Here is a 17797-nt window from a genome sequence, read left to right on the forward strand (position 1 = left end):
TATGGCACACAAAACTGCAGGACAAGCAATGACAGAGCTGCTTGAGCAATGGGGAGTTGATCATGTATACGGCATCCCCGGAGACAGTATAAATGAGTTTATTGAAGAATTAAGACACGAAAGAAATCAACTGAAGTTCATTCAAACTCGCCACGAAGAGGTAGCGGCACTGGCAGCCGCGGCTGAAGCAAAACTCACCGGCAAGATCGGAGTCTGTCTGTCAATCGCAGGGCCGGGAGCGGTGCACTTATTAAATGGTTTATATGATGCAAAAGCCGACGGCGCCCCTGTGCTGGCGATTGCAGGACAGGTTTCTTCTGGCGAAGTCGGACGGGACTATTTCCAGGAGATTAAGCTGGAGCAAATGTTTGAGGACGTGGCTGTGTTCAACAGAGAGGTACATAGCGCGGAATCACTTCCGGATCTCTTAAATCAGGCGATCAGGACCGCCTACAGCAAAAAAGGCGTTGCGGTATTGAGCGTGTCAGATGATTTGTTTGCGGAGAAAATCAAACGCGAGCCCGTGTATACTTCACCAGTGTACATTGAAGGGAACCTTGAACCGAAAAAAGAACAGCTCGTCACCTGTGCCCAATATATTAATAACGCTAAGAAGCCGATTATCCTGGCAGGGCAGGGAATGAAAAAGGCGAAACGGGAGCTCTTAGAATTTGCGGACAAAGCCGCCGCTCCGATCGTTGTTACACTCCCGGCAAAGGGTGTTGTTCCCGATAAGCACCCACATTTTCTCGGCAACCTCGGTCAGATCGGAACAAAGCCGGCTTACGAGGCAATGGAGGAATGTGATTTATTAATCATGCTCGGAACGTCATTCCCGTACCGTGATTATTTGCCTGATGACACGCCGGCGATACAGCTCGATTCAGAACCGGCAAAAATCGGAAAACGGTATCCGGTGACAGCGGGCCTTGTCTGTGATTCGGCTCTCGGTTTGCGCGAATTGACAGAGTATATTGAACGCAAGGAAGACAGAAGATTCCTGAATGCCTGCACAGAACATATGCAGCATTGGTGGAACGAAATTGAAAAAGATGAGACAGAGGCAACAACACCGCTTAAACCTCAGCAGGTCGTGGCCCGTCTTCAGGAAGCGGCAGCCGATGATGCGGTGCTCTCTGTAGATGTCGGCACTGTGACAGTCTGGATGGCGCGTCATTTCAAAATGAACGCGAATCAGGATTTCATCGTTTCCAGCTGGCTTGCGACAATGGGCTGCGGCCTGCCGGGAGCGATTGCAGCGAGCTTGTCCGAACCGGAACGCCAGGCGATCGCCGTCTGCGGTGACGGGGGATTTTCCATGGTCATGCAGGACCTTCCGACCGCCGTTAAATATAAGCTCCCGATCACAGTCGTTATTTTAAACAACGAAAATCTCGGCATGATTGAGTACGAGCAGCAGGTCAAAGGCAATATCGACTATGTCACAAAACTTCAAAATGTCGACTATGCCGCATTTGCAGAAAGCTGCGGAGCAAAGGGCATCAAAGTGACCAAAGCGGAAGAGCTTGCGCCGGCTTTTCATGAGGCGCTGCACTCTGACCAACCGGTCGTAGTGGATGTCATGATTGGAAACGAACCGCCGCTTCCTGGCAAAATCACCTACGGGCAGGCGAAAGGCTTTAGCAAGTACATGCTGAAAAACTTCTTCGAAAACCAAAAATTTGAAATGCCGTCACTGAAGAAAAGTTTGAAACGGTTATTTTAAAAAAACAGGGGCCCTAAGAGCCCTTGTTTTTTTTTTTTTTTGGAAACAAATGTATTTTCAGCATGTTTGAATTCATAAAATGATCGGTATATGTATTAGGAACTGATTTCGCCATACTCGAAACAGACAAAAGGACAAATGCATCTTGTTTCAAAGGAAGATGCATTTGTCCTTGCATGCTTATTCTTATCAAATCTTACAGAACTCTTCTCATAATAGGTTATTTTTCTTTTTTCTTCAGCCCGAAGAAGAAAGGAAAAGCAGAACCGACCAAGAAGGTGCCGAATAAAAACATGCCGCCGATAAACACGTGGAAATTTGTGTGTCCGGCCGTAAACGCCGTGATTAGGGAAATAATACTGAGCACGATCATGGCAATGCCGGGCGCGACTCTCATTTTTCCCTTGGATCTATGGGCAGCAACAGAACATAAAATGCCGATAACAATAGGAACAATCCACAAATAAAACAGAATAAATACTGACATCATCAAAACTCCGATTTTTCTTCTATCATAACAAATTTCTGTCAAAAAGGGTATCAATGAGCTTTTGCGAAAAAATAAAAACCGGCTTTAGAAGCCGGTTTTTTTATCGAAACGTATCTACAATTAAAAACACATTCAAAGCAACGATCAATACAGCAATCAGCCAAGACACCACTGTGATCCATTTGGCGTTGATCAGAGATCCCATGATCCGTTTATTGCTTGTAAACATAATAAGCGGAATGAGGGCAAAGGCGATCCCGAAGGACAGCACGACCTGGCTCAGTACGAGAGCGGTCGTCGGATTAACACCTGACGCGATGATCAAGATCGGCGGAATGATCGTGATAAAACGCCGTACATACAGCGGAATGCGGTAGTTGATAAATCCTTGCATAATCACGTCGCCTGAAAGTGTGCCGACAGACGAACTGGATAGACCGGCAACGAGCAGCCCGATCCCGAATAAAGCCGCAGACATAGGGCTGACAAGATGTCCGAATTGCTGAAATGCGACGTCGAGATCCTCAACAAACAGGCCGTTTTTGAAGAATAATGCGGCAGCCACAATCAGCATACTTGCATTAATAGCCCCTGCAATCAGCATCGCTATTAAAATATCAATAAATTCAAACCTAAAGATTTTCTTCCGTTCTGCATCAGTTTTGCCAACCACCCGCCGCTGTGTAAGGGCAGAGTGTAAATAAATGGCGTGCGGCATAACAGTTGCGCCAAGAATACCCGCTGCAAGAAGCACACTGTCGGTGCCATGAAACGCCGGGACAAAAAGGCCCTTCATCACTGACACGGCATCAGGCTTTGCGAAAAAGGTCTGCAGCGCAAAGGCGATCACGACCACAAACAGCATACCGGCAATACCGGCTTCAAGTGAGCGATAACCGCGGCGCTGAAGCTCCAATATCGCGAAAGAACCGATCGCCGCAATAATAGACGCTTCAAGCATCGGAATGCCGAACAGCAAATACAGTCCCAGAGCCGCTCCGATAAATTCCGCCAGATCAGTTGCGATAATGACCAGCTCGCCCTGAATCCATAATCCGATCGAGACAGGCTTCGGGAATTCTTCACGGGCAACCTCAGGCAGGTTTTTGCCTGTCGCAATACCGAGTTTGGCGGATAGGGATTGAATTAAAAGGGCCATGATATTGGAAAATAAGATCACCCATAAGAGCATATATCCGTATTTAGAACCCGCCGAAATATTCGTTGCGAAGTTGCCGGGATCAATATAGGCAATGGCTGCTATAAATGCAGGGCCGAGAAAAGGGAGCAGCCCTCTGAATCCTCTGATTTTCCCGTCAAGCGCATCTTGGACGGCTTTGGAACGGGGAGATTGTGCTGTGATGTCCTTGTTCATCATGTCTCACCTGAATTCTGTTTGTTTTTGCCGTACAACAAAGAGTTTCCTTAAGGCAAATTATTTTATCTACATCATATGACCATCCCGGTTTCTTGTCAACCGAAAATGTTCAAAATACACTTCTGAATTTTTCCCTGTTATGTAACATGATATGTAGGGATTCGGGATAAGGTCCCATATAAAAAGACATCGTTTCAGTTCGAAACGATGCCTTCTGTATCTAATGAGTCTAGGCTTCCTTCCGCAGCCCGCGGAATATAAGGCCCAGCAAGAATACGAAGATGGCTGCCCCGATGATGGCAGGGAAAATAGCAAAGCCGGCGAGGCTCGGTCCCCATGTGCCAAGAAGTCCGTGCCCGATCCAAGCGCCGATCAGCCCGGCAATCATAGAGCCGAAAATTCCTCCCGGCAGCCGGTTTCCTACAATGGCGCTCCCAATTAATCCGATAACAATAGCAACAACTAATGAAACCAAAAAGCTAAGCATCATGATCACCTCTCATAAATGATTTACCAATCAATAACCGCTCCTGATCATTTCGAAACACTTGAAAGCATATTCCTTTATGATCCTGTTTTAATCTTTCTCTGCACACTGCCGTCAGCTAAATGAACAATGACCTCAGTGCCTTTATGCGCCGCGATTTCCTTTGCCCGTTCAATCGCTTCTTTCTTTGTATCCTTGATTTCAGACACACGTTTGGCGCCCTCGGCTTTGACTGCCCAGCCTTTTTTATGCTTAATAACATGCTCTGCTTTATTCATGAGCTCGGGGCCGCTGCCGCTGCTTGGATCAGCATCGCGTTCTGTCTCATCATCATGCGTCAGGAAATCATCAATTTCATCTGTAGAGGCGTTTTCCGCCCATTCCTTCGCTTTGCTTGTCGCAATTGGAATCGCGCGCCCTTCCTCATAGCCTTCATCAATCATCGCATTCGCAATGTCTATCGCCTTTTTTCTCACCGGCTTCTCAAGATTTTTTAATGAAGCAGGATAATCCTTCATCGACCAAGGCATGTCCATCACTCCTTTTCCTTTTATAAAAATGGTACCCGCAGGTGAAAAATAAAAACGCATCCGAAAAAATGAAGGTATACTATATAGTAGAAAAAACGGAAGGGAAGTGCGGATTGGGTGCCAACAGAACGAAAAGAAGACTTACATCAGCAATTAAAAGAGATAGAGAAATGGGAAAAAGATCAGCAAAAAGTCTGGTTTTGGGAAAAGCTCAGCCGTCTCCCGTTTCAACTCCTGGACAAGCTGACACCGGAATTCATCCAGAAAAAGATCGGCAAGCTCTTGGATGAGGTCGGCAGCTTTGTTCAAACAGGCGGACAGTACCTGACATCTGAAAAACAGATTATCAGGATATTTCAAAAGAAACTGCCGGAGGAGATCTTTGAATCGCTGGAGGACATCCGGAAAGCGCCTCTTCCTGTCATGGATGAAATTGCGGAAGGAATGGGCAAAAACAGAACCAACGCAGCAACCGTTCAAGGCGCGACAACCGGTGTGGGCGGCGTGTTTACGCTGGCGGCAGACATTCCGGCAGTGCTTGGCTTATCACTAAAAACATTACAGGATATCGCAGTCGCATACGGCTATGACCCAAAGGAGAAAAAAGAACGCGTCTTCATTGTGAAATGTCTGCAGCTGACGTCGGCTGATGTTGTCGGCAAAAGATCGATTTTGCAGGAATTAAAACACTACGATCAAGACCGTACATATAAGAATGTCGCTTCTCAAATCCAAGGCTGGCGAGAAGTCGTTTTGGGCTATCGAGACACGTTTGGCTGGAAAAAACTTTTCCAGATGGTGCCGGTTGCCGGAATGGTTTTTGGCGCCGCTGCCAATCGCTCAACATTAAACGACATTACCGAGACAGGCATGATGCTGTACAAAAAGAGGCGCATTCTTGAACGACTGAAAGAAACAGAACGAGAGATGGAATAGCAGAAAGCAGACGGACACCGCGATCCGCCTGCTTTTTTTAGTGGAAACATACCCAATGTGTTTTGTTTGTTTAAAAGAATTGTGAGCGGGAATACAACAACCAACACCAATTAAAGGAGGAATTCAAAATGGCAGACAATAACAAAATGAGCAGAGAAGAAGCAGGTAGAAAAGGCGGAGAAACAACAAGCAAGAACCATGACAAAGAATTCTATCAAGAGATTGGTCAAAAAGGCGGAGAAGCCACTAGCAAAAACCATGACAAAGAATTCTATCAGGAAATCGGCGAAAAAGGCGGAGAAGCCACTAGCAAGAACCATGACAAAGAGTTCTATCAAGAAATCGGTGAAAAAGGCGGAGAAGCCACTAGCGAAAATCATGACAAAGAATTCTATCAAGAAATCGGCCGAAAAGGCGGAGAGGCAACAAGCAAAAATCATGATAAAGAATTCTACCAAGAAATTGGCTCAAAAGGCGGAAACGCCCGCAACAACGACTAATCAAAAGCATAAAGGCAGACAACCTGTAAATAAAAAAGCGATCCGGCACATCAGCTGGATCGCTTTTTTTTGGAATCTTCTCAATTTATGCCGCTATTGCGATACAATAAGTGAAAAAGGGGTTTTCGCTAATGTCCAAGATGCAAAACTTGCTCGCCATCGCAAATGAAGTCAAAGAAAAGCACGCCAATTTTTCAATCTCAGAGGTCAACGACCACTGCGTGCGCCTTGCGGTGTTTACGGGAGAATATGACTGGCACCATCACCCTGACTCAGACGAATTGTTTATTGTTCTTGAAGGGGAGCTGCTGATCGATTTTAAGGACAAAGAAACCGCGGTGCTCAAAGCAAATGACAGCCTGCTGATCCCGAAAGGCACGGTTCACCGCACACGCTCTTATGTCAGAACGGTTAATCTCTGTGTGGAGCATAAACAAGCCGAAACCGTCATCATAGAGGAGCAGCCATGCTAATCAAAAAGGTGATATGTGAAGTAGACGCTGCAAACGCTGAAGCATTTGCAAAAGCGCAGTCACAGTGGGAAGCATTATCGCATATAAGCGGCTTTATCAAACAGGCCGGCGGCTGGCGAAAAACGATAGACGAGCCGCTCACCGCAGAAATCATCAGTGTATGGGAAAACAGAGAAGCCTATGATCATTTTATGGAGAACGAACATGACAGCATATACGAGGAAAACGATCAGAAGGCTGTAATTCTTTCGATAGAGGTGACGGTGTACGAAGAGGATAAACCGTTCGTTCACGATCTGTTACATAACCCTGATATCCGGTACGAACCAGACTGGACGGTTCTGAAGGCATAATCAAAGCCCAAAACATCATGTTTTGGGCTTGTCTCTTTACTCGCGTCCCGGAAGTGTATTATGAACAAAAGGCGGTGCTGGTTTTAACTCCGGTTTTTCTCCAAACGTTTTTGCTTCTTTCACATATTCAAAGGCTTCTCCGTCCGGCGCTTTTTCATTCAGCCAGTTTTGCTCGGCGCTTTCTTCGCCTTCAGAGAAATTGATAAGCTGATGTGAGAACTCTTGTTTTTCGAGCGCTTTCGGGAATGTACCCGGCACAACCGGACCTTCCTGTGCTTCTAATTCTTTAATGGCGGCAAGCCATTGGTTCTGGTGCATTGTGTCACGCGCCAGCAGGAAGCTGAGCATATCTTTGACGCCTTTGTCATCCGTCATTTCAAACAGGCGTGCGACCTGCAGACGGCCCTGAGATTCCGCATTCAGGTTGGCGCGGAAGTCTGCCAGCAGGTTTCCGCTTGCTACGATATAACCGCCGCTCCAAGGTACGCCTGTACTGCTTTCCGGCATGGCGCCAAGTCCTGATACAATCGCATGGTGAGGGTTCATGCCGCCCAGGATGGAGCCGATGACCGGATCTTCAGCAGCTTTTTCCTGCTGATCAAGAGGGGCATCCTCAAGAAGTCTGGCAATCATCGTTGCGATCATTTCAACATGCCCGAGCTCCTCAGTTGCCGTATCCATCAGCAAGTCCTTGTATTTTTCATTTCCTCTTGTGTTCCAGCCTTGAAATAAGTACTGCATGGCAACTGAAATTTCTCCGAATTGCCCGCCTAAAATTTCTTGCATTTTTTTAGCGAATAATGGATCTGGACGATCTGGTTTAGCAGGATGCTGCAGCATTTTTGTGTGCTTAAACATGTACCCATCTCCTTTTTCGATTATCTCTTTTTATATTTCCGATCGATAGAAAGATAAACGAAAAACAGCGTATCGAGATGGGAACTATGAATCTTTTCGCAGCTCCAACAGTTCCCGGATCAGCTCCCGGCCAAAGATGGGCTCATACTGCCGGTAAACAGGGTCAAGACGCTTCATCCATTCTTGTTTCTCTTTATCTGACAGCTCATAAATATGTATAGCAGAATTCTTTTTGATTTCTTCCAGCTGCTCCTTGTTCATTTGTTCGGCATACGTTTCATTCCACTCCGTCGTCTCCTTCATCGCTTCAGTCAAAATGCGTCTTGTTTCTGGTGTTTGCGCCTTCCAGAAGTGTTCATCAGTCATGACAGCGTAGCCGAGGTAACCGTGGCTGCTTATTGTCAAATAGTCCTGAACATTATAAAATTTTTTAGAATAGATGTTTGAAATTGTATTTTCTTCGCCATCGACTACATTGTTTTCTAACAGCTGAAAGGTAGAATTGAAGGATTCCTGATGAGGTGTTGCGCCAAGCAGCTTGAACTGATCCTCAATCACATCGCTTTGCATAATGCGCAGATCCTGCCCTTTTAAATCATCCGGTGTTTTGACCGGCCCTTGATTTGTTGTGATTTGCTTAAAGCCGTTCGTCCAATAGGCCAGTCCTCTTAATTGGTTTTTCTTTAGAGAATCAAACAGCTGTGTGCCGATGCTTCCGTTCAGCCCTTTTTTGGCGGCGTTGTAATCTGTAAATGCATACGGCAGATCCAGCACTCCCCATTCAGGCGAGAGCATGCCGAGCTTCGATGTGGAGGGGGCGATAAATTGAACATCACCGTTTTGCAATGCTTCAATTTCTTCGATGTCCGAGTACAGGCTTCCATTCGGAAATACTTCTATTTTTATTTTCCCGCCTGATTTTTCGTTCACCAGATCAGCGAATTTATTGGCGGCCAGCCCTTTTGGCGTATTTTCAGCAACCACGTGGCTGAATTTAAACACGATTTGATCCTTCAGGCCTTCCTGGTCGTCATCATAAACAATCTTTTTATTGCCTGTATGATCATGGAATCCAATAAATAAAGCGGTTGCAATTCCAGCGATCATCAGTGCGAGACATGCAAGCAAACTCTTCATGAAAAGCCCTCCCCTATGTTAAGGATAATGGGGGCAATGACATTCGTAAAGACCTGAAAGGAGAAGCTGATGAACAAAAAGAAGCTCTCAATCCGTTGGAAAATCACAATCTTATCCTATATACTCGTCATTTTCTCCTTTTTGATCGGCGGCATTGTGCTCATCGGCAACATTCAGCATACAGAGGAGCGGGAGCTGAAAAAGCGGCTGATGAATACGGCCCGGACGGTGTCAGAGATGACAGAAGTGAAAGAAGCCTTGGCGCGAAAAAAACAAACAGAAGCTGTTCGCCATGCGGTTGAAGAAATCAGGATGATTAATGAAGCAGACTATATTGTCGTCATGGATATGAATCACATCCGATATACGCATCCTGTCAGCACAAGCATCGGCAAGAAATCAGAAGGTGCAGACGAGGAGGCAGCGTTTGCGGAGCACATTTATTTCTCTGAAGCAAAGGGCGAGCTCGGCACGGCGGTTCGCGCTTTTTATCCGGTTAAGGATCAAGACCTGAACCAAATAGGCGTGGTGCTTGTCGGAAAAACGCTGCCGGGGATCGCTGACATCCTGCTTCATTTAAAGCGTGATATTGCATTCATCGTTGTGCTGACACTCGGCTTTGGCCTTGCTGGTTCCTTTTTGCTGGCCCGCCATATCAAAAAACAAATGTTTCAGCTTGAACCCCATGAGATTGTCCGAATGTATGAAGAACGGACAGCGACGTTTCACTCGATGAATGAAGGGGTGATCGCTATTGACAATCGGCTCGTCATTACGATTTTCAATGAAAAAGCGAAACAGATCTTTGAAGTGCAGGGGGATCTGATCGGCAAGGTGATTTGGGAGGTTCTCAAGGATTCGCGCCTGCCCGAAATCGTGGAGCGGAACAAAGCGGTTTATAATGAAGAAATTCGTGTTAGCGGAAAAGTCATCATGAGCAGCAGAATTCCGATCGTCATGAAGAAAAAAGTGATCGGCGCCGTCGCGATTTTTCAGGACAGAACGGAAGCGGCCAAGATGGCAGAGGAATTGACTGGTGTCAGAAACTTTGTGGAGGCGCTCCGTGTCCAAAACCATGAGCATATGAATAAGCTGCACACGATCGCCGGCCTCATCCAGCTGGGGAAATCTGAAAAAGCCTTGCAGCTTGCATTCCAGGCGTCAACTGAGCAGGAAAATGTGACTGAATTTCTGCACCGCTCGATTCAAAATGACGCTGCGGCAGGCCTTCTATTAAGTAAAATCAGAAGGGGAAGAGAGCTCGGCATTGCTGTTCATATAGATGAAAACAGCAGTCTTCAGCAATTTCCCGAGCATGTTGATCAGCATGATATTGTCGTGCTTTTGGGGAATCTGATTGAAAATGCCTTCGGCTCATTTGAAACCGTTCAATCTGAAGACAAACGAATTGACATTAGTATCGAACAAACAGATGATATCCTTGCTATTTTAATAGAAGATAACGGCTGCGGAATTGATCCGGCACATATGCCTCGCCTTTACGACAAAGGTTTTACGGTCAATAAAACTGGCGGCACAGGCTATGGCCTGTATCTAGTGAAACAAATCATAGACAAAGGATCGGGCACGATAGAAGTTGATTCACATGCGGGGCAGGGGACATCTTTTTCTATCGTTTTTCCAATGAAGGGGGAGGAAGCACAGCATGGCTCGTAAAGAATGGAAGGTTCTGCTCATTGAAGACGATCCGATGGTTCAAGAGGTCAATAAGGATTTCATTACAACTGTTAAAGGCGTTACTGTCTGTGCAACGGCAGGAAACGGAGAGGAAGGCATGAAGCTGATCAAAGAAGAACAGCCGGATCTCGTCATTCTCGATGTGTACATGCCGAAAAAAGACGGCATCAAGACCTTGCAGGAGATCAGAAAGCAAAAGCTTGAAGTGGATGTCATTGTCGTCTCCGCTGCAAAAGACAAGGAAACGATCTCACTCATGCTGCAAAACGGGGCGGTTGACTATATCTTAAAGCCGTTTAAGCTTGAGCGAATGAGACAGGCACTCGAAAAGTACAAGCAATATAAACAAAAAATCGAAGCGAATGATACGCTGTCCCAGGAACAGCTCGATGCGATCCTGAATATTCCGCAGCAGGCTGTACAGGATCTGCCGAAAGGGTTGAATCATTTCACGATGAATGAAGTCACTGCTTTTTTGAAACAGCAAACCGCATCCCTTTCTGCTGAAGAGGTCGCCAAGGCGCTTGGCATCGCCAGAGTGACAGCCAGACGATATCTTGATTACTTAGAAAAAACCGGGATCATCAAATTGGACGTTCAATACGGCGGAGTCGGCCGGCCGGTCAACCGCTACGTGTTAAAAGGATAAACCTGAGACCAAAAAGACCAAAATGTCCGTTATGATCATAAACTTCCCCAGACATTATGAAAACGCTATCATTATAGTAAGAAAGACACAAAAGGCGAATAGGACAGGGGGATGAAGGATATGAAACTGTTTAAAAATTTAACAGTTCAGGTCATAACCGCGGTCATCATCGGGGTCATTGTCGGGCTGGTCTGGCCGGATGTCGGCAAAGAAATGAAACCGCTTGGCGATACATTTATCAACGCTGTTAAAATGGTGATTGCACCAATTATTTTCTTCACAATCGTTCTCGGGATTGCAAAAATGGGCGATATGAAGAAGGTTGGAAAAGTAGGGGGAAAAGCGTTTATCTATTTCGAGGTTGTCACCACCCTCGCACTCATTATCGGTTTATTTGTCGTCAATATTATGAAGCCGGGTGCGGGTCTTGATTACAGCAAGCTTGAAAAGGGTGATGTATCACAATACACGCAAAATGGCGGTCAGGGAATCGACTGGATTGAATTTGTTACACACATTGTTCCATCCAACATGGTTGATGCCTTCGCAAAAGGGGACATTTTGCAGGTCTTATTCTTTTCTATTCTTTTCGGAGTGGGTCTTGCGGCATTAGGCGAAAAAGGAAAAAGCGTCATTGATTTCTTCGACAAGGTTTCTCACGTTTTTTTCAAAATTATCGGCTACATTATGCGTGCCGCGCCAATCGGGGCATTCGGGGCGATGGCGTATACAATCGGACACTTCGGGCTCGATTCCATCAAACCGCTGGCAAGCTTAATGATGTCTGTTTATATTACGATGTTCCTGTTCGTATTTGTTGCTTTAAATATCATCTGCAAGCTTTACGGATTCAGCCTGTGGAATTACCTTCGCTTCATTAAGGATGAGCTTCTGATCGTGCTTGGCACAAGCTCTTCCGAATCGGTGCTTCCTCGTATGATGGATAAAATGGAGCGCTACGGCTGTTCCAAATCCGTTGTCGGGCTTGTTATTCCGACGGGCTATTCGTTTAACCTCGACGGCACATCCATTTATTTATCAATGGCGACTGTCTTTTTGGCACAGGTGTTTGGAGTAGACCTCAGCATCGGCCAGCAAATTACGATTATCCTCGTTCTGATGCTGACATCGAAGGGAGCGGCAGGTGTGACGGGAAGCGGATTTATCGTCCTTGCCTCAACGCTGTCAGCGCTGCAGGTCATTCCGCTGGAGGGTCTTGCACTCCTGCTAGGGGTTGACCGTTTCATGAGTGAAGGAAGAGCCATTGTGAACCTGATCGGAAACGGAATCGCCACGATCATTGTTGCCAAAAGCGAAAATGAATTTGATGAAGCAAAAAGCGTAGAGGCTGTTGAAGGCATGAAAAAAATGAAAACAGCAGTCTGAAAAAAGAACGGCCCATTCATGGGCCGTTTTTTTAATTGTTTAAGAATTATTAAGGTAAGGACAGAGACCTCAGCATTTTTTTGTTATATAATTTACAAATGGATACTATATTGAATGAAGGACGTTTGTCCTAACAGGAGTGTATAAATGGCCGCTTTAGTTAAATTTTTTCAGCACCCGGGAGTAAGGCGTTTCTCCATCTTTGTCGTGTTAACTGGTGTGTTATATCTATTTAAGAGCATGATCAACTTAATATTGCTTACCTTCATTTTCACATTTCTAATGGATCGTTTGGAGCTTGTCGTGCGGCAGTTTGTAAGCCAGTTCTTCCGCGTGAGCCAGCGGGTTGTCATTACGTTTCTTTACATGTTGCTGGCTGTGCTGCTTACAGTCGGGGGCTTTGTGTTTTATCCGGTCGTCGCGGCGCAGATCCAGCAGCTGGTAAAGCAGATTAAACATATTGCGTATCATCCTGACAGCATCCCTTTCTTTGATGAGATCACCAGTGTCTTCGGAGATATTAACATCAGTTCATATGTCAAAGAGGGCTTCAATGTAGTGTATACGTATCTGGCCGATATCAGCACATTCGGCTTGCAGGTTGTGATGGCGCTCATTCTTAGCATGTTTTTCTTATTTGAGAAAAAACGGCTTTCTGAATTCATGGCGAAATTTAAAACGAGCAAACTGAGGGTCTTTTATGAGGAAATTGCTTTTTTCGGAAGCAAATTTGCAAGAACGTTCGGCAAGGTGCTCGAGGCTCAATTTATCATTGCGCTCGTCAACTGTATTCTGACGTTTATCGCGCTTTGGATTATGCATTTTCCGCAGCTGTTTGGGCTGTCGATTATGGTGTTCTTCCTTGGATTGATCCCTGTAGCAGGCGTCGTCATTTCCCTGATTCCGCTCAGCATTATCGCCTACAGCACTGGCGGTGGAATGTATGTGCTCTACATTGTTCTTGTCATATTCGCCATTCATGCGATCGAAACCTATTTCTTAAATCCGAAGCTGATGTCGGCGAAAACAGAGTTGCCAATCTTTTTCACCTTCACAGTACTCATTTTCTCTGAACACTTCTTCGGCATTTGGGGTTTAATTATCGGGATTCCGATCTTTGTGTTTCTCCTTGATATTCTGGATGTCACCAACAAGGAAGATAGGTCTAAAGGTCCCCGAGAGAATAGCGATAAAAAGTAGTTTAAAATCGAATAATGAGTGTGCCTCGATCTGCCGGCCTGCCTGTTCAGGGCATGGAATTAAGACTCGGAATCGGAGTTTGGCATTGCTTCGCACAGTGGTGAACACAACAGGTGACAATGCCTGTCATCATTACAGAAACTGAAAAGAACAAACAGTCGGAGCAAACGCTCATCATCGGTTTAACCAAACATTTGGAAGCAACAAATGCTATAATACAAACAGTGCCTAATGTTGGGCACTGTTTATTTTTTGTCGAAAAAGGAGGAAGGCTTTATGGCTGAGCCGATTTTACATATTGAAGGCCTCGATAAAAAGATTGGGTCTAAACAGATTTTAAAACAGATCAGCATGGACGTTATGGAGGGCGAAATCATCGGCCTGCTCGGTCCAAATGGTTCCGGGAAAACAACACTCATCCGTATCATCGTCGGGCTGCTGAAACAAAACAGCGGAAGCGTGACAATCAGCGGATTCCAGCATGATACAGAGTTTGAAAAAGCGATGGAAGCGGTTGGAGCAATTGTTGAGAACCCTGAGTTCTATCCGTACCTGACAGGCTGGGAAAACCTCAAGCACTTTGCGAATATGCACAAAAAAATAGCGGATGGACGGCTTGATGAAGTGGTAGAACGTGTCGGGCTGACGTCAGCGATTCATGATAAGGTGAAAACCTATTCCCTTGGGATGCGCCAGCGTCTGGGAATCGCCCAGGCAATTCTTCACCGGCCGAAGCTTCTCATTCTAGATGAACCGACAAACGGACTCGATCCTGCGGGGATGAAGGATTTTCGCAATCATGTTAAGGAACTCGCAGAAATGGAAGGAACAGCTGTCCTGTTCGCCACTCATTTATTGCGCGAGGTTGAAGACTTGTGCGACCGTGTCATCATCATTCAAAAAGGTGAGATCAAAGCGGAAGTCAGCTTACAAGGAACTGATCAAACCACAGAAAAAGCAATTATAGAAGTGCAGCCGCAAGAAAAAGCGCTCAATTGGCTTACAGGCAATCAATATCAAGCTGAGAGCCAAGACGGGACGATTGTAGTTGAGGTGGCAAAAGAAAACATACCGGAGCTGAACCGATCACTTGTCGGACAAGATCTGAATGTATTTTCCATTACGCCTTACACGCAGTCACTGGAAGACGAATTTATAAAAGCGACAACAGCTCATCAAGAGGAGGGAGAAGAGCTTGTCTAAATTAATTTGGAATGAACATATGAAACTTTTTAATCGGAAGGTCACTTTGGTTTCTCTTATCCTGATGGCTGTCTTTCAATTCTTCATGGCATTGATCATTAAACGGATTGTCATCAGTGCCGGAACAGATGAAAACTTCATCGGCTATTTATCGTATACACCGAGCCTGAACATTTTGCTGCAGGCTTTAACGATCGTAATTGCAGCAACAATTGTTTCGATGGAATTTGATAAAAAGACGATCAAATTTTTGCTCATTCGTCCGGTTAAACGCCAAAAGGTCTTTTGGTCAAAATTAATCACAGTCGTGATGGTAAGCTTCTATTTGTATCTGGCATACTACATTCTGGCATTATTATTCGGTCTCGTGTTTTTTGGCACATCGGTGACTGCGGAATCAAAGACATTGCTGGTCAACACCTTGGCGCTGATCGGGTCAAACTGGCTTGAAGCTGTAATGATGGGATTATTCGGGCTGCTTTGTTCTTCGCTGTTCCGCAACAGCGCGGTAGCAGTTGTTGTTTCTTTTGTCGTTTTATACGGAGCGAGTACACTTGTTCAGCTCATGAAGTTGTTTGAAAACAAGTGGGGCAGCTTTTTGCTTTTTGCGAACACTGACTTTACGCAATACAGAAGCGGAGAGACAGCGTTGTTTTCAGGCATGACGCCATTGTTTTCAATTGGAATTCTCATCATACATGCCATATTCTTCATCGTTGTTGGCTGGTGGTGCTTCTGTAAACGGGATGTTCGGGTCTAAAGGCAAGGAATGACATTTTTGTGAAAAAGCTCACGTAAATCAATATCATTTGATATTTTGGTTTATACTAAAGGTACTGACGGAGGTGTCTCGATTGAGGAACTTTATTACCGCTTTACCGATCGTATTGCTGCTTGGATTCTCATTTGTGTCATTCATGTTTCAGTTTGAACATCTTGTTTATTTCAGGCTCGCGCTTGGGTTGTTTTCTCTCGTGGGACTGTACATGATATATAAAATGAAGACGGGCATCCGCTATTTTATCATCTATCTGTATGCCAGCTGGATTGTGTTGGCCGCAGTGACCGCTTTTGAAGAGCCGATTTTCTCAAGCTTTTTCTTTGGCGGCCTGGTGATGACGATGGGTTACCTGACATATATGCTGATTTATCTCGGCATGAAACAAGACCGGGATGCAAATCCTGTGTAATCGCGCTGTTCCCTTGGGGAACGGCGTGTTTTTTTATACTGGACAAAAAGATTAACAGTTGCGGAAAAATGGCAGGAAATCTATAATACATATTAAATTTATCGGAATTAAAACTTGGGGGGCTGCCGGATGTCATTATTTATACAAAACGATCAACAGCGGCAATGGATGGAGAAAATCGGACGGATTGCGGATGAATTTCAGCAAACAGCTGCTGAAGATGACGAACAGGGACGTTTTCCTGCAGAGAAAATACAAAAACTGCGTGATGCTGGGTATACAGCATTAACATTGCCGGCATCTCATGGCGGAGGGGGCATTTCTGTTTACGATATGCTCCTGTTTCAAGAACGGCTTGCACGGGGAGATGCTCCGACGGCTCTTAGCATCGGCTGGCATTTGAGCGTGATCGGGGAGCTTGGAGAAGGCAACAGCTGGGATGAAGACGTATTTGCATTTGTTGCCAAGGAAGTCCAAAACGGAGCTGTCATTAACAGGGCGGCGACTGAAGCGAAAACCGGAAGCCCGACAAGAGGAGGGCGTCCCGGTACACACGCCGTCAAAAAGGATGGCAAATGGGCAGTGAACGGGAGAAAAACCTTTACGACGATGTCACAAGCTCTGGATTATTTTTTAGTAACCGCATGGATTGAGGACAAACAAACAACAGGCGTGTTTCTCATTCATAAAGATGATCCCGGCTTGTCGATTGAAGAAACGTGGGATATGATGGCGATGCGGGCGACTGGGAGCCATGACCTTGTACTGAACGAAGTCATGCTTGATGAGAATAAGCTGGTGGAACTGCTTCAAGGGCCTCGTGGAGCTAAGCCGAATGGCTGGCTGCTTCACATTCCTGCGATTTATCTTGGTGTGGCTCAAGCTGCTCGTGACTATGCAGTGCAATTTGCATCTGAGTATTCTCCAAACAGCTTGAATGGACCGATCAAGAATGTCCCGGCCGTACAGCAAAGAACAGGCGAAATGGAGCTTGAACTGCTCAATGCCAGACACTTTCTTTTCCATATCGCTCAATTGTATGACGATCCGGTGCGGCGTCCACACTTGACCAGCGAGCTCGGTGCGGCGAAACATATCGTCACAAACGCTGCGCTGTCTGTTGTTGATAAAGCGATGAGAATTGTCGGGGCCAAAAGCCTGGAACGAACCAACCCGCTTCAGCGCTATTACCGTGATGTGCGCGCCGGTCTTCACAACCCGCCGATGGATGACGCCGTGATACACAAGCTGGCAGCTGAAGCGTTTGAGTCATAAAAAAAGAGCCTAGCCGGCTCTTTTTATGTATTGTTTTGCTCTTGCAGATTTTTTTGATGCTTGCGGTCAATTCTGTCATAAATAACGTTCATCAGCTTTGGATTGCCCATAATCGCCTCTTTGTTTTCCTGGATCAGCTGTTGGTAAGTTTTCACTTTACGCTTCGGCATGCTCCGGCGCCCTCCTGACATGTTTGTATTCACTTTCTAACTCCGTCAGCGACAATTCATACAGATGACGCTTTGACTTTTTGTATATACCATTCTGTATTAACAGATGAATGAGCTGTTTTTTTCTGATTTCTGCAGACTGAGGTGTCATTGTGTCA

22 protein-coding genes and 1 pseudogene are annotated in these 17797 nt (G+C 45.7%); 14 read left to right on the plus strand and 9 right to left on the minus strand.

Annotation, left to right across the window (positions count from 1 at the left end):
- The first annotated feature begins 1 nt into the window (after position 1).
- Entirely contained in the window at positions 2-1726 is a 1725-nt protein-coding gene (locus NSU05_RS02445) for a pyruvate oxidase (RefSeq protein WP_038428377.1), read from the plus strand.
- On the opposite strand, the pseudogene NSU05_RS02450 reads toward NSU05_RS02445, so the two are convergent.
- From NSU05_RS02450 to NSU05_RS02470, 5 genes and pseudogenes are all read right to left on the minus strand, one after another.
- Positions 1718-1919: pseudogene (locus tag NSU05_RS02450) on the minus strand (hypothetical protein). The gene NSU05_RS02445 and the pseudogene NSU05_RS02450 overlap by 9 nt on opposite strands.
- Positions 1920-1946: 27 nt before the next feature.
- Positions 1947-2213: a hypothetical protein gene (locus tag NSU05_RS02455; RefSeq protein ID WP_021481716.1), complete on the minus strand. Its 267-nt coding sequence runs from the start codon at positions 2211-2213 to the stop codon at positions 1947-1949.
- Positions 2214-2316: 103 nt separating this feature from the next.
- Positions 2317-3594, minus strand: coding sequence for an Nramp family divalent metal transporter (locus NSU05_RS02460; protein WP_003234364.1), 1278 nt, complete (start codon positions 3592-3594; stop codon positions 2317-2319).
- 229 nt (positions 3595-3823) lie between these two features.
- Positions 3824-4081, minus strand: a complete 258-nt coding sequence (locus tag NSU05_RS02465; protein WP_003246519.1) for a GlsB/YeaQ/YmgE family stress response membrane protein — start codon at positions 4079-4081, stop codon at positions 3824-3826.
- Positions 4082-4158: 77 nt separating this feature from the next.
- Complete coding sequence (locus tag NSU05_RS02470) at positions 4159-4611, minus strand: DUF2188 domain-containing protein (RefSeq protein ID WP_003246574.1); 453 nt, start codon at positions 4609-4611, stop codon at positions 4159-4161.
- Between the two features lie 117 nt (positions 4612-4728).
- Between NSU05_RS02470 and NSU05_RS02475 the strand changes: the two genes are divergently transcribed.
- The 4 genes from NSU05_RS02475 (at position 4729) to NSU05_RS02490 (ending at position 6873) form a co-directional block, all read left to right on the plus strand.
- On the plus strand, positions 4729-5547 hold the full coding sequence (locus NSU05_RS02475) for an EcsC family protein (protein WP_003234359.1): 819 nt from the start codon (positions 4729-4731) through the stop codon (positions 5545-5547).
- Positions 5548-5675: 128 nt separating this feature from the next.
- Entirely contained in the window at positions 5676-6047 is a 372-nt protein-coding gene (gene gsiB / locus NSU05_RS02480; protein ID WP_003246542.1) for a glucose starvation-inducible protein GsiB, read from the plus strand.
- Positions 6048-6178: 131 nt separating this feature from the next.
- Positions 6179-6520 (plus strand): cupin domain-containing protein, encoded by a 342-nt coding sequence (locus NSU05_RS02485; protein ID WP_003246564.1) that lies wholly within the window; start codon positions 6179-6181, stop codon positions 6518-6520.
- Positions 6514-6873, plus strand: coding sequence for a YdbC family protein (locus NSU05_RS02490; RefSeq protein ID WP_032722920.1), 360 nt, complete (start codon positions 6514-6516; stop codon positions 6871-6873). Before NSU05_RS02485 ends, NSU05_RS02490 begins: the two co-directional genes overlap by 7 nt.
- Before the next feature lie 36 nt (positions 6874-6909).
- Here NSU05_RS02490 and NSU05_RS02495 read toward each other — a convergent pair whose 3' ends face one another.
- Both NSU05_RS02495 and dctB read right to left on the minus strand, forming a co-directional pair.
- Positions 6910-7731, minus strand: a complete 822-nt coding sequence (locus NSU05_RS02495) for a manganese catalase family protein (protein ID WP_015715268.1) — start codon at positions 7729-7731, stop codon at positions 6910-6912.
- Positions 7732-7815: 84 nt separating this feature from the next.
- Positions 7816-8868: a C4-dicarboxylate TRAP transporter substrate-binding protein DctB gene (gene dctB, locus NSU05_RS02500; RefSeq protein WP_032722921.1), complete on the minus strand. Its 1053-nt coding sequence runs from the start codon at positions 8866-8868 to the stop codon at positions 7816-7818.
- A gap of 69 nt (positions 8869-8937) precedes the next feature.
- Here dctB and dctS point away from each other — a divergent pair, with 69 nt between their 5' ends.
- From dctS to NSU05_RS02545, 9 genes are all read left to right on the plus strand, one after another.
- Complete coding sequence (gene dctS, locus NSU05_RS02505; RefSeq protein WP_076458442.1) at positions 8938-10545, plus strand: two-component system sensor histidine kinase DctS; 1608 nt, start codon at positions 8938-8940, stop codon at positions 10543-10545.
- A complete protein-coding gene (gene dctR, locus NSU05_RS02510; RefSeq protein WP_003234347.1) occupies positions 10535-11215 on the plus strand; it encodes a two-component system response regulator DctR in 681 nt (226 codons plus the stop codon). The genes dctS and dctR overlap by 11 nt, the downstream gene beginning before the upstream one ends.
- 120 nt (positions 11216-11335) lie before the next feature.
- Positions 11336-12601 (plus strand): C4-dicarboxylate transporter DctP, encoded by a 1266-nt coding sequence (gene dctP / locus NSU05_RS02515; protein ID WP_014475862.1) that lies wholly within the window; start codon positions 11336-11338, stop codon positions 12599-12601.
- Positions 12602-12748: 147 nt separating this feature from the next.
- Positions 12749-13801 carry an AI-2E family transporter gene (locus NSU05_RS02520; RefSeq protein ID WP_003246523.1) on the plus strand — a complete coding sequence of 351 codons (1053 nt, stop codon included), beginning with the start codon at positions 12749-12751 and terminating at the stop codon, positions 13799-13801.
- A 119-nt stretch (positions 13802-13920) separates the two neighbouring features.
- Complete coding sequence (locus NSU05_RS02525) at positions 13921-14085, plus strand: hypothetical protein (RefSeq protein ID WP_014475863.1); 165 nt, start codon at positions 13921-13923, stop codon at positions 14083-14085.
- Positions 14078-15004: an ABC transporter ATP-binding protein gene (locus NSU05_RS02530; RefSeq protein WP_038428381.1), complete on the plus strand. Its 927-nt coding sequence runs from the start codon at positions 14078-14080 to the stop codon at positions 15002-15004. Before NSU05_RS02525 ends, NSU05_RS02530 begins: the two co-directional genes overlap by 8 nt.
- Positions 14997-15764, plus strand: a complete 768-nt coding sequence (locus NSU05_RS02535) for an ABC transporter permease (RefSeq protein ID WP_015715273.1) — start codon at positions 14997-14999, stop codon at positions 15762-15764. The genes NSU05_RS02530 and NSU05_RS02535 overlap by 8 nt, the downstream gene beginning before the upstream one ends.
- Positions 15765-15858: 94 nt before the next feature.
- Positions 15859-16194, plus strand: a complete 336-nt coding sequence (locus NSU05_RS02540; RefSeq protein WP_003225151.1) for a hypothetical protein — start codon at positions 15859-15861, stop codon at positions 16192-16194.
- A 129-nt stretch (positions 16195-16323) separates the two neighbouring features.
- Positions 16324-17469: an acyl-CoA dehydrogenase family protein gene (locus tag NSU05_RS02545; protein WP_003234334.1), complete on the plus strand. Its 1146-nt coding sequence runs from the start codon at positions 16324-16326 to the stop codon at positions 17467-17469.
- A gap of 23 nt (positions 17470-17492) precedes the next feature.
- Here NSU05_RS02545 and fbpB read toward each other — a convergent pair whose 3' ends face one another.
- Both fbpB and NSU05_RS02555 read right to left on the minus strand, forming a co-directional pair.
- Positions 17493-17672: a Fur-regulated basic protein FbpB gene (fbpB, locus tag NSU05_RS02550; RefSeq protein WP_010886410.1), complete on the minus strand. Its 180-nt coding sequence runs from the start codon at positions 17670-17672 to the stop codon at positions 17493-17495.
- A complete protein-coding gene (locus NSU05_RS02555; protein ID WP_003225157.1) occupies positions 17626-17790 on the minus strand; it encodes a Fur-regulated basic protein FbpA in 165 nt (54 codons plus the stop codon). Before NSU05_RS02555 ends, fbpB begins: the two co-directional genes overlap by 47 nt.
- Positions 17791-17797 lie beyond the last annotated feature (7 nt).

The sequence above is a fragment of the Bacillus sp. EU52 genome (assembly GCF_037964975.1).
In the GTDB taxonomy this organism is placed as follows: domain Bacteria; phylum Bacillota; class Bacilli; order Bacillales; family Bacillaceae; genus Bacillus; species Bacillus subtilis.

Bases quoted from the DNA above. Each gene is read 5' to 3' on its own strand.
- NSU05_RS02445 (WP_038428377.1), top strand. From the start codon at position 2: ATGGCACACAAAACTGCAGGACAAGCAATGACAGAGCTGCTTGAGCAA.
- NSU05_RS02455 (WP_021481716.1), bottom strand. From the start codon at position 2,213: ATGTCAGTATTTATTCTGTTTTATTTGTGGATTGTTCCTATTGTTATC.
- NSU05_RS02460 (WP_003234364.1), bottom strand. From the start codon at position 3,594: ATGATGAACAAGGACATCACAGCACAATCTCCCCGTTCCAAAGCCGTC.
- NSU05_RS02465 (WP_003246519.1), bottom strand. From the start codon at position 4,081: ATGCTTAGCTTTTTGGTTTCATTAGTTGTTGCTATTGTTATCGGATTA.
- NSU05_RS02470 (WP_003246574.1), bottom strand. From the start codon at position 4,611: ATGCCTTGGTCGATGAAGGATTATCCTGCTTCATTAAAAAATCTTGAG.
- gsiB (WP_003246542.1), top strand. From the start codon at position 5,676: ATGGCAGACAATAACAAAATGAGCAGAGAAGAAGCAGGTAGAAAAGGC.
- NSU05_RS02485 (WP_003246564.1), top strand. From the start codon at position 6,179: ATGTCCAAGATGCAAAACTTGCTCGCCATCGCAAATGAAGTCAAAGAA.
- NSU05_RS02490 (WP_032722920.1), top strand. From the start codon at position 6,514: ATGCTAATCAAAAAGGTGATATGTGAAGTAGACGCTGCAAACGCTGAA.
- NSU05_RS02495 (WP_015715268.1), bottom strand. From the start codon at position 7,731: ATGTTTAAGCACACAAAAATGCTGCAGCATCCTGCTAAACCAGATCGT.
- dctB (WP_032722921.1), bottom strand. From the start codon at position 8,868: ATGAAGAGTTTGCTTGCATGTCTCGCACTGATGATCGCTGGAATTGCA.
- dctS (WP_076458442.1), top strand. From the start codon at position 8,938: ATGAACAAAAAGAAGCTCTCAATCCGTTGGAAAATCACAATCTTATCC.
- dctR (WP_003234347.1), top strand. From the start codon at position 10,535: ATGGCTCGTAAAGAATGGAAGGTTCTGCTCATTGAAGACGATCCGATG.
- dctP (WP_014475862.1), top strand. From the start codon at position 11,336: ATGAAACTGTTTAAAAATTTAACAGTTCAGGTCATAACCGCGGTCATC.
- NSU05_RS02520 (WP_003246523.1), top strand. From the start codon at position 12,749: ATGGCCGCTTTAGTTAAATTTTTTCAGCACCCGGGAGTAAGGCGTTTC.
- NSU05_RS02525 (WP_014475863.1), top strand. From the start codon at position 13,921: ATGCCTGTCATCATTACAGAAACTGAAAAGAACAAACAGTCGGAGCAA.
- NSU05_RS02530 (WP_038428381.1), top strand. From the start codon at position 14,078: ATGGCTGAGCCGATTTTACATATTGAAGGCCTCGATAAAAAGATTGGG.
- NSU05_RS02545 (WP_003234334.1), top strand. From the start codon at position 16,324: ATGTCATTATTTATACAAAACGATCAACAGCGGCAATGGATGGAGAAA.
- NSU05_RS02555 (WP_003225157.1), bottom strand. From the start codon at position 17,790: ATGACACCTCAGTCTGCAGAAATCAGAAAAAAACAGCTCATTCATCTG.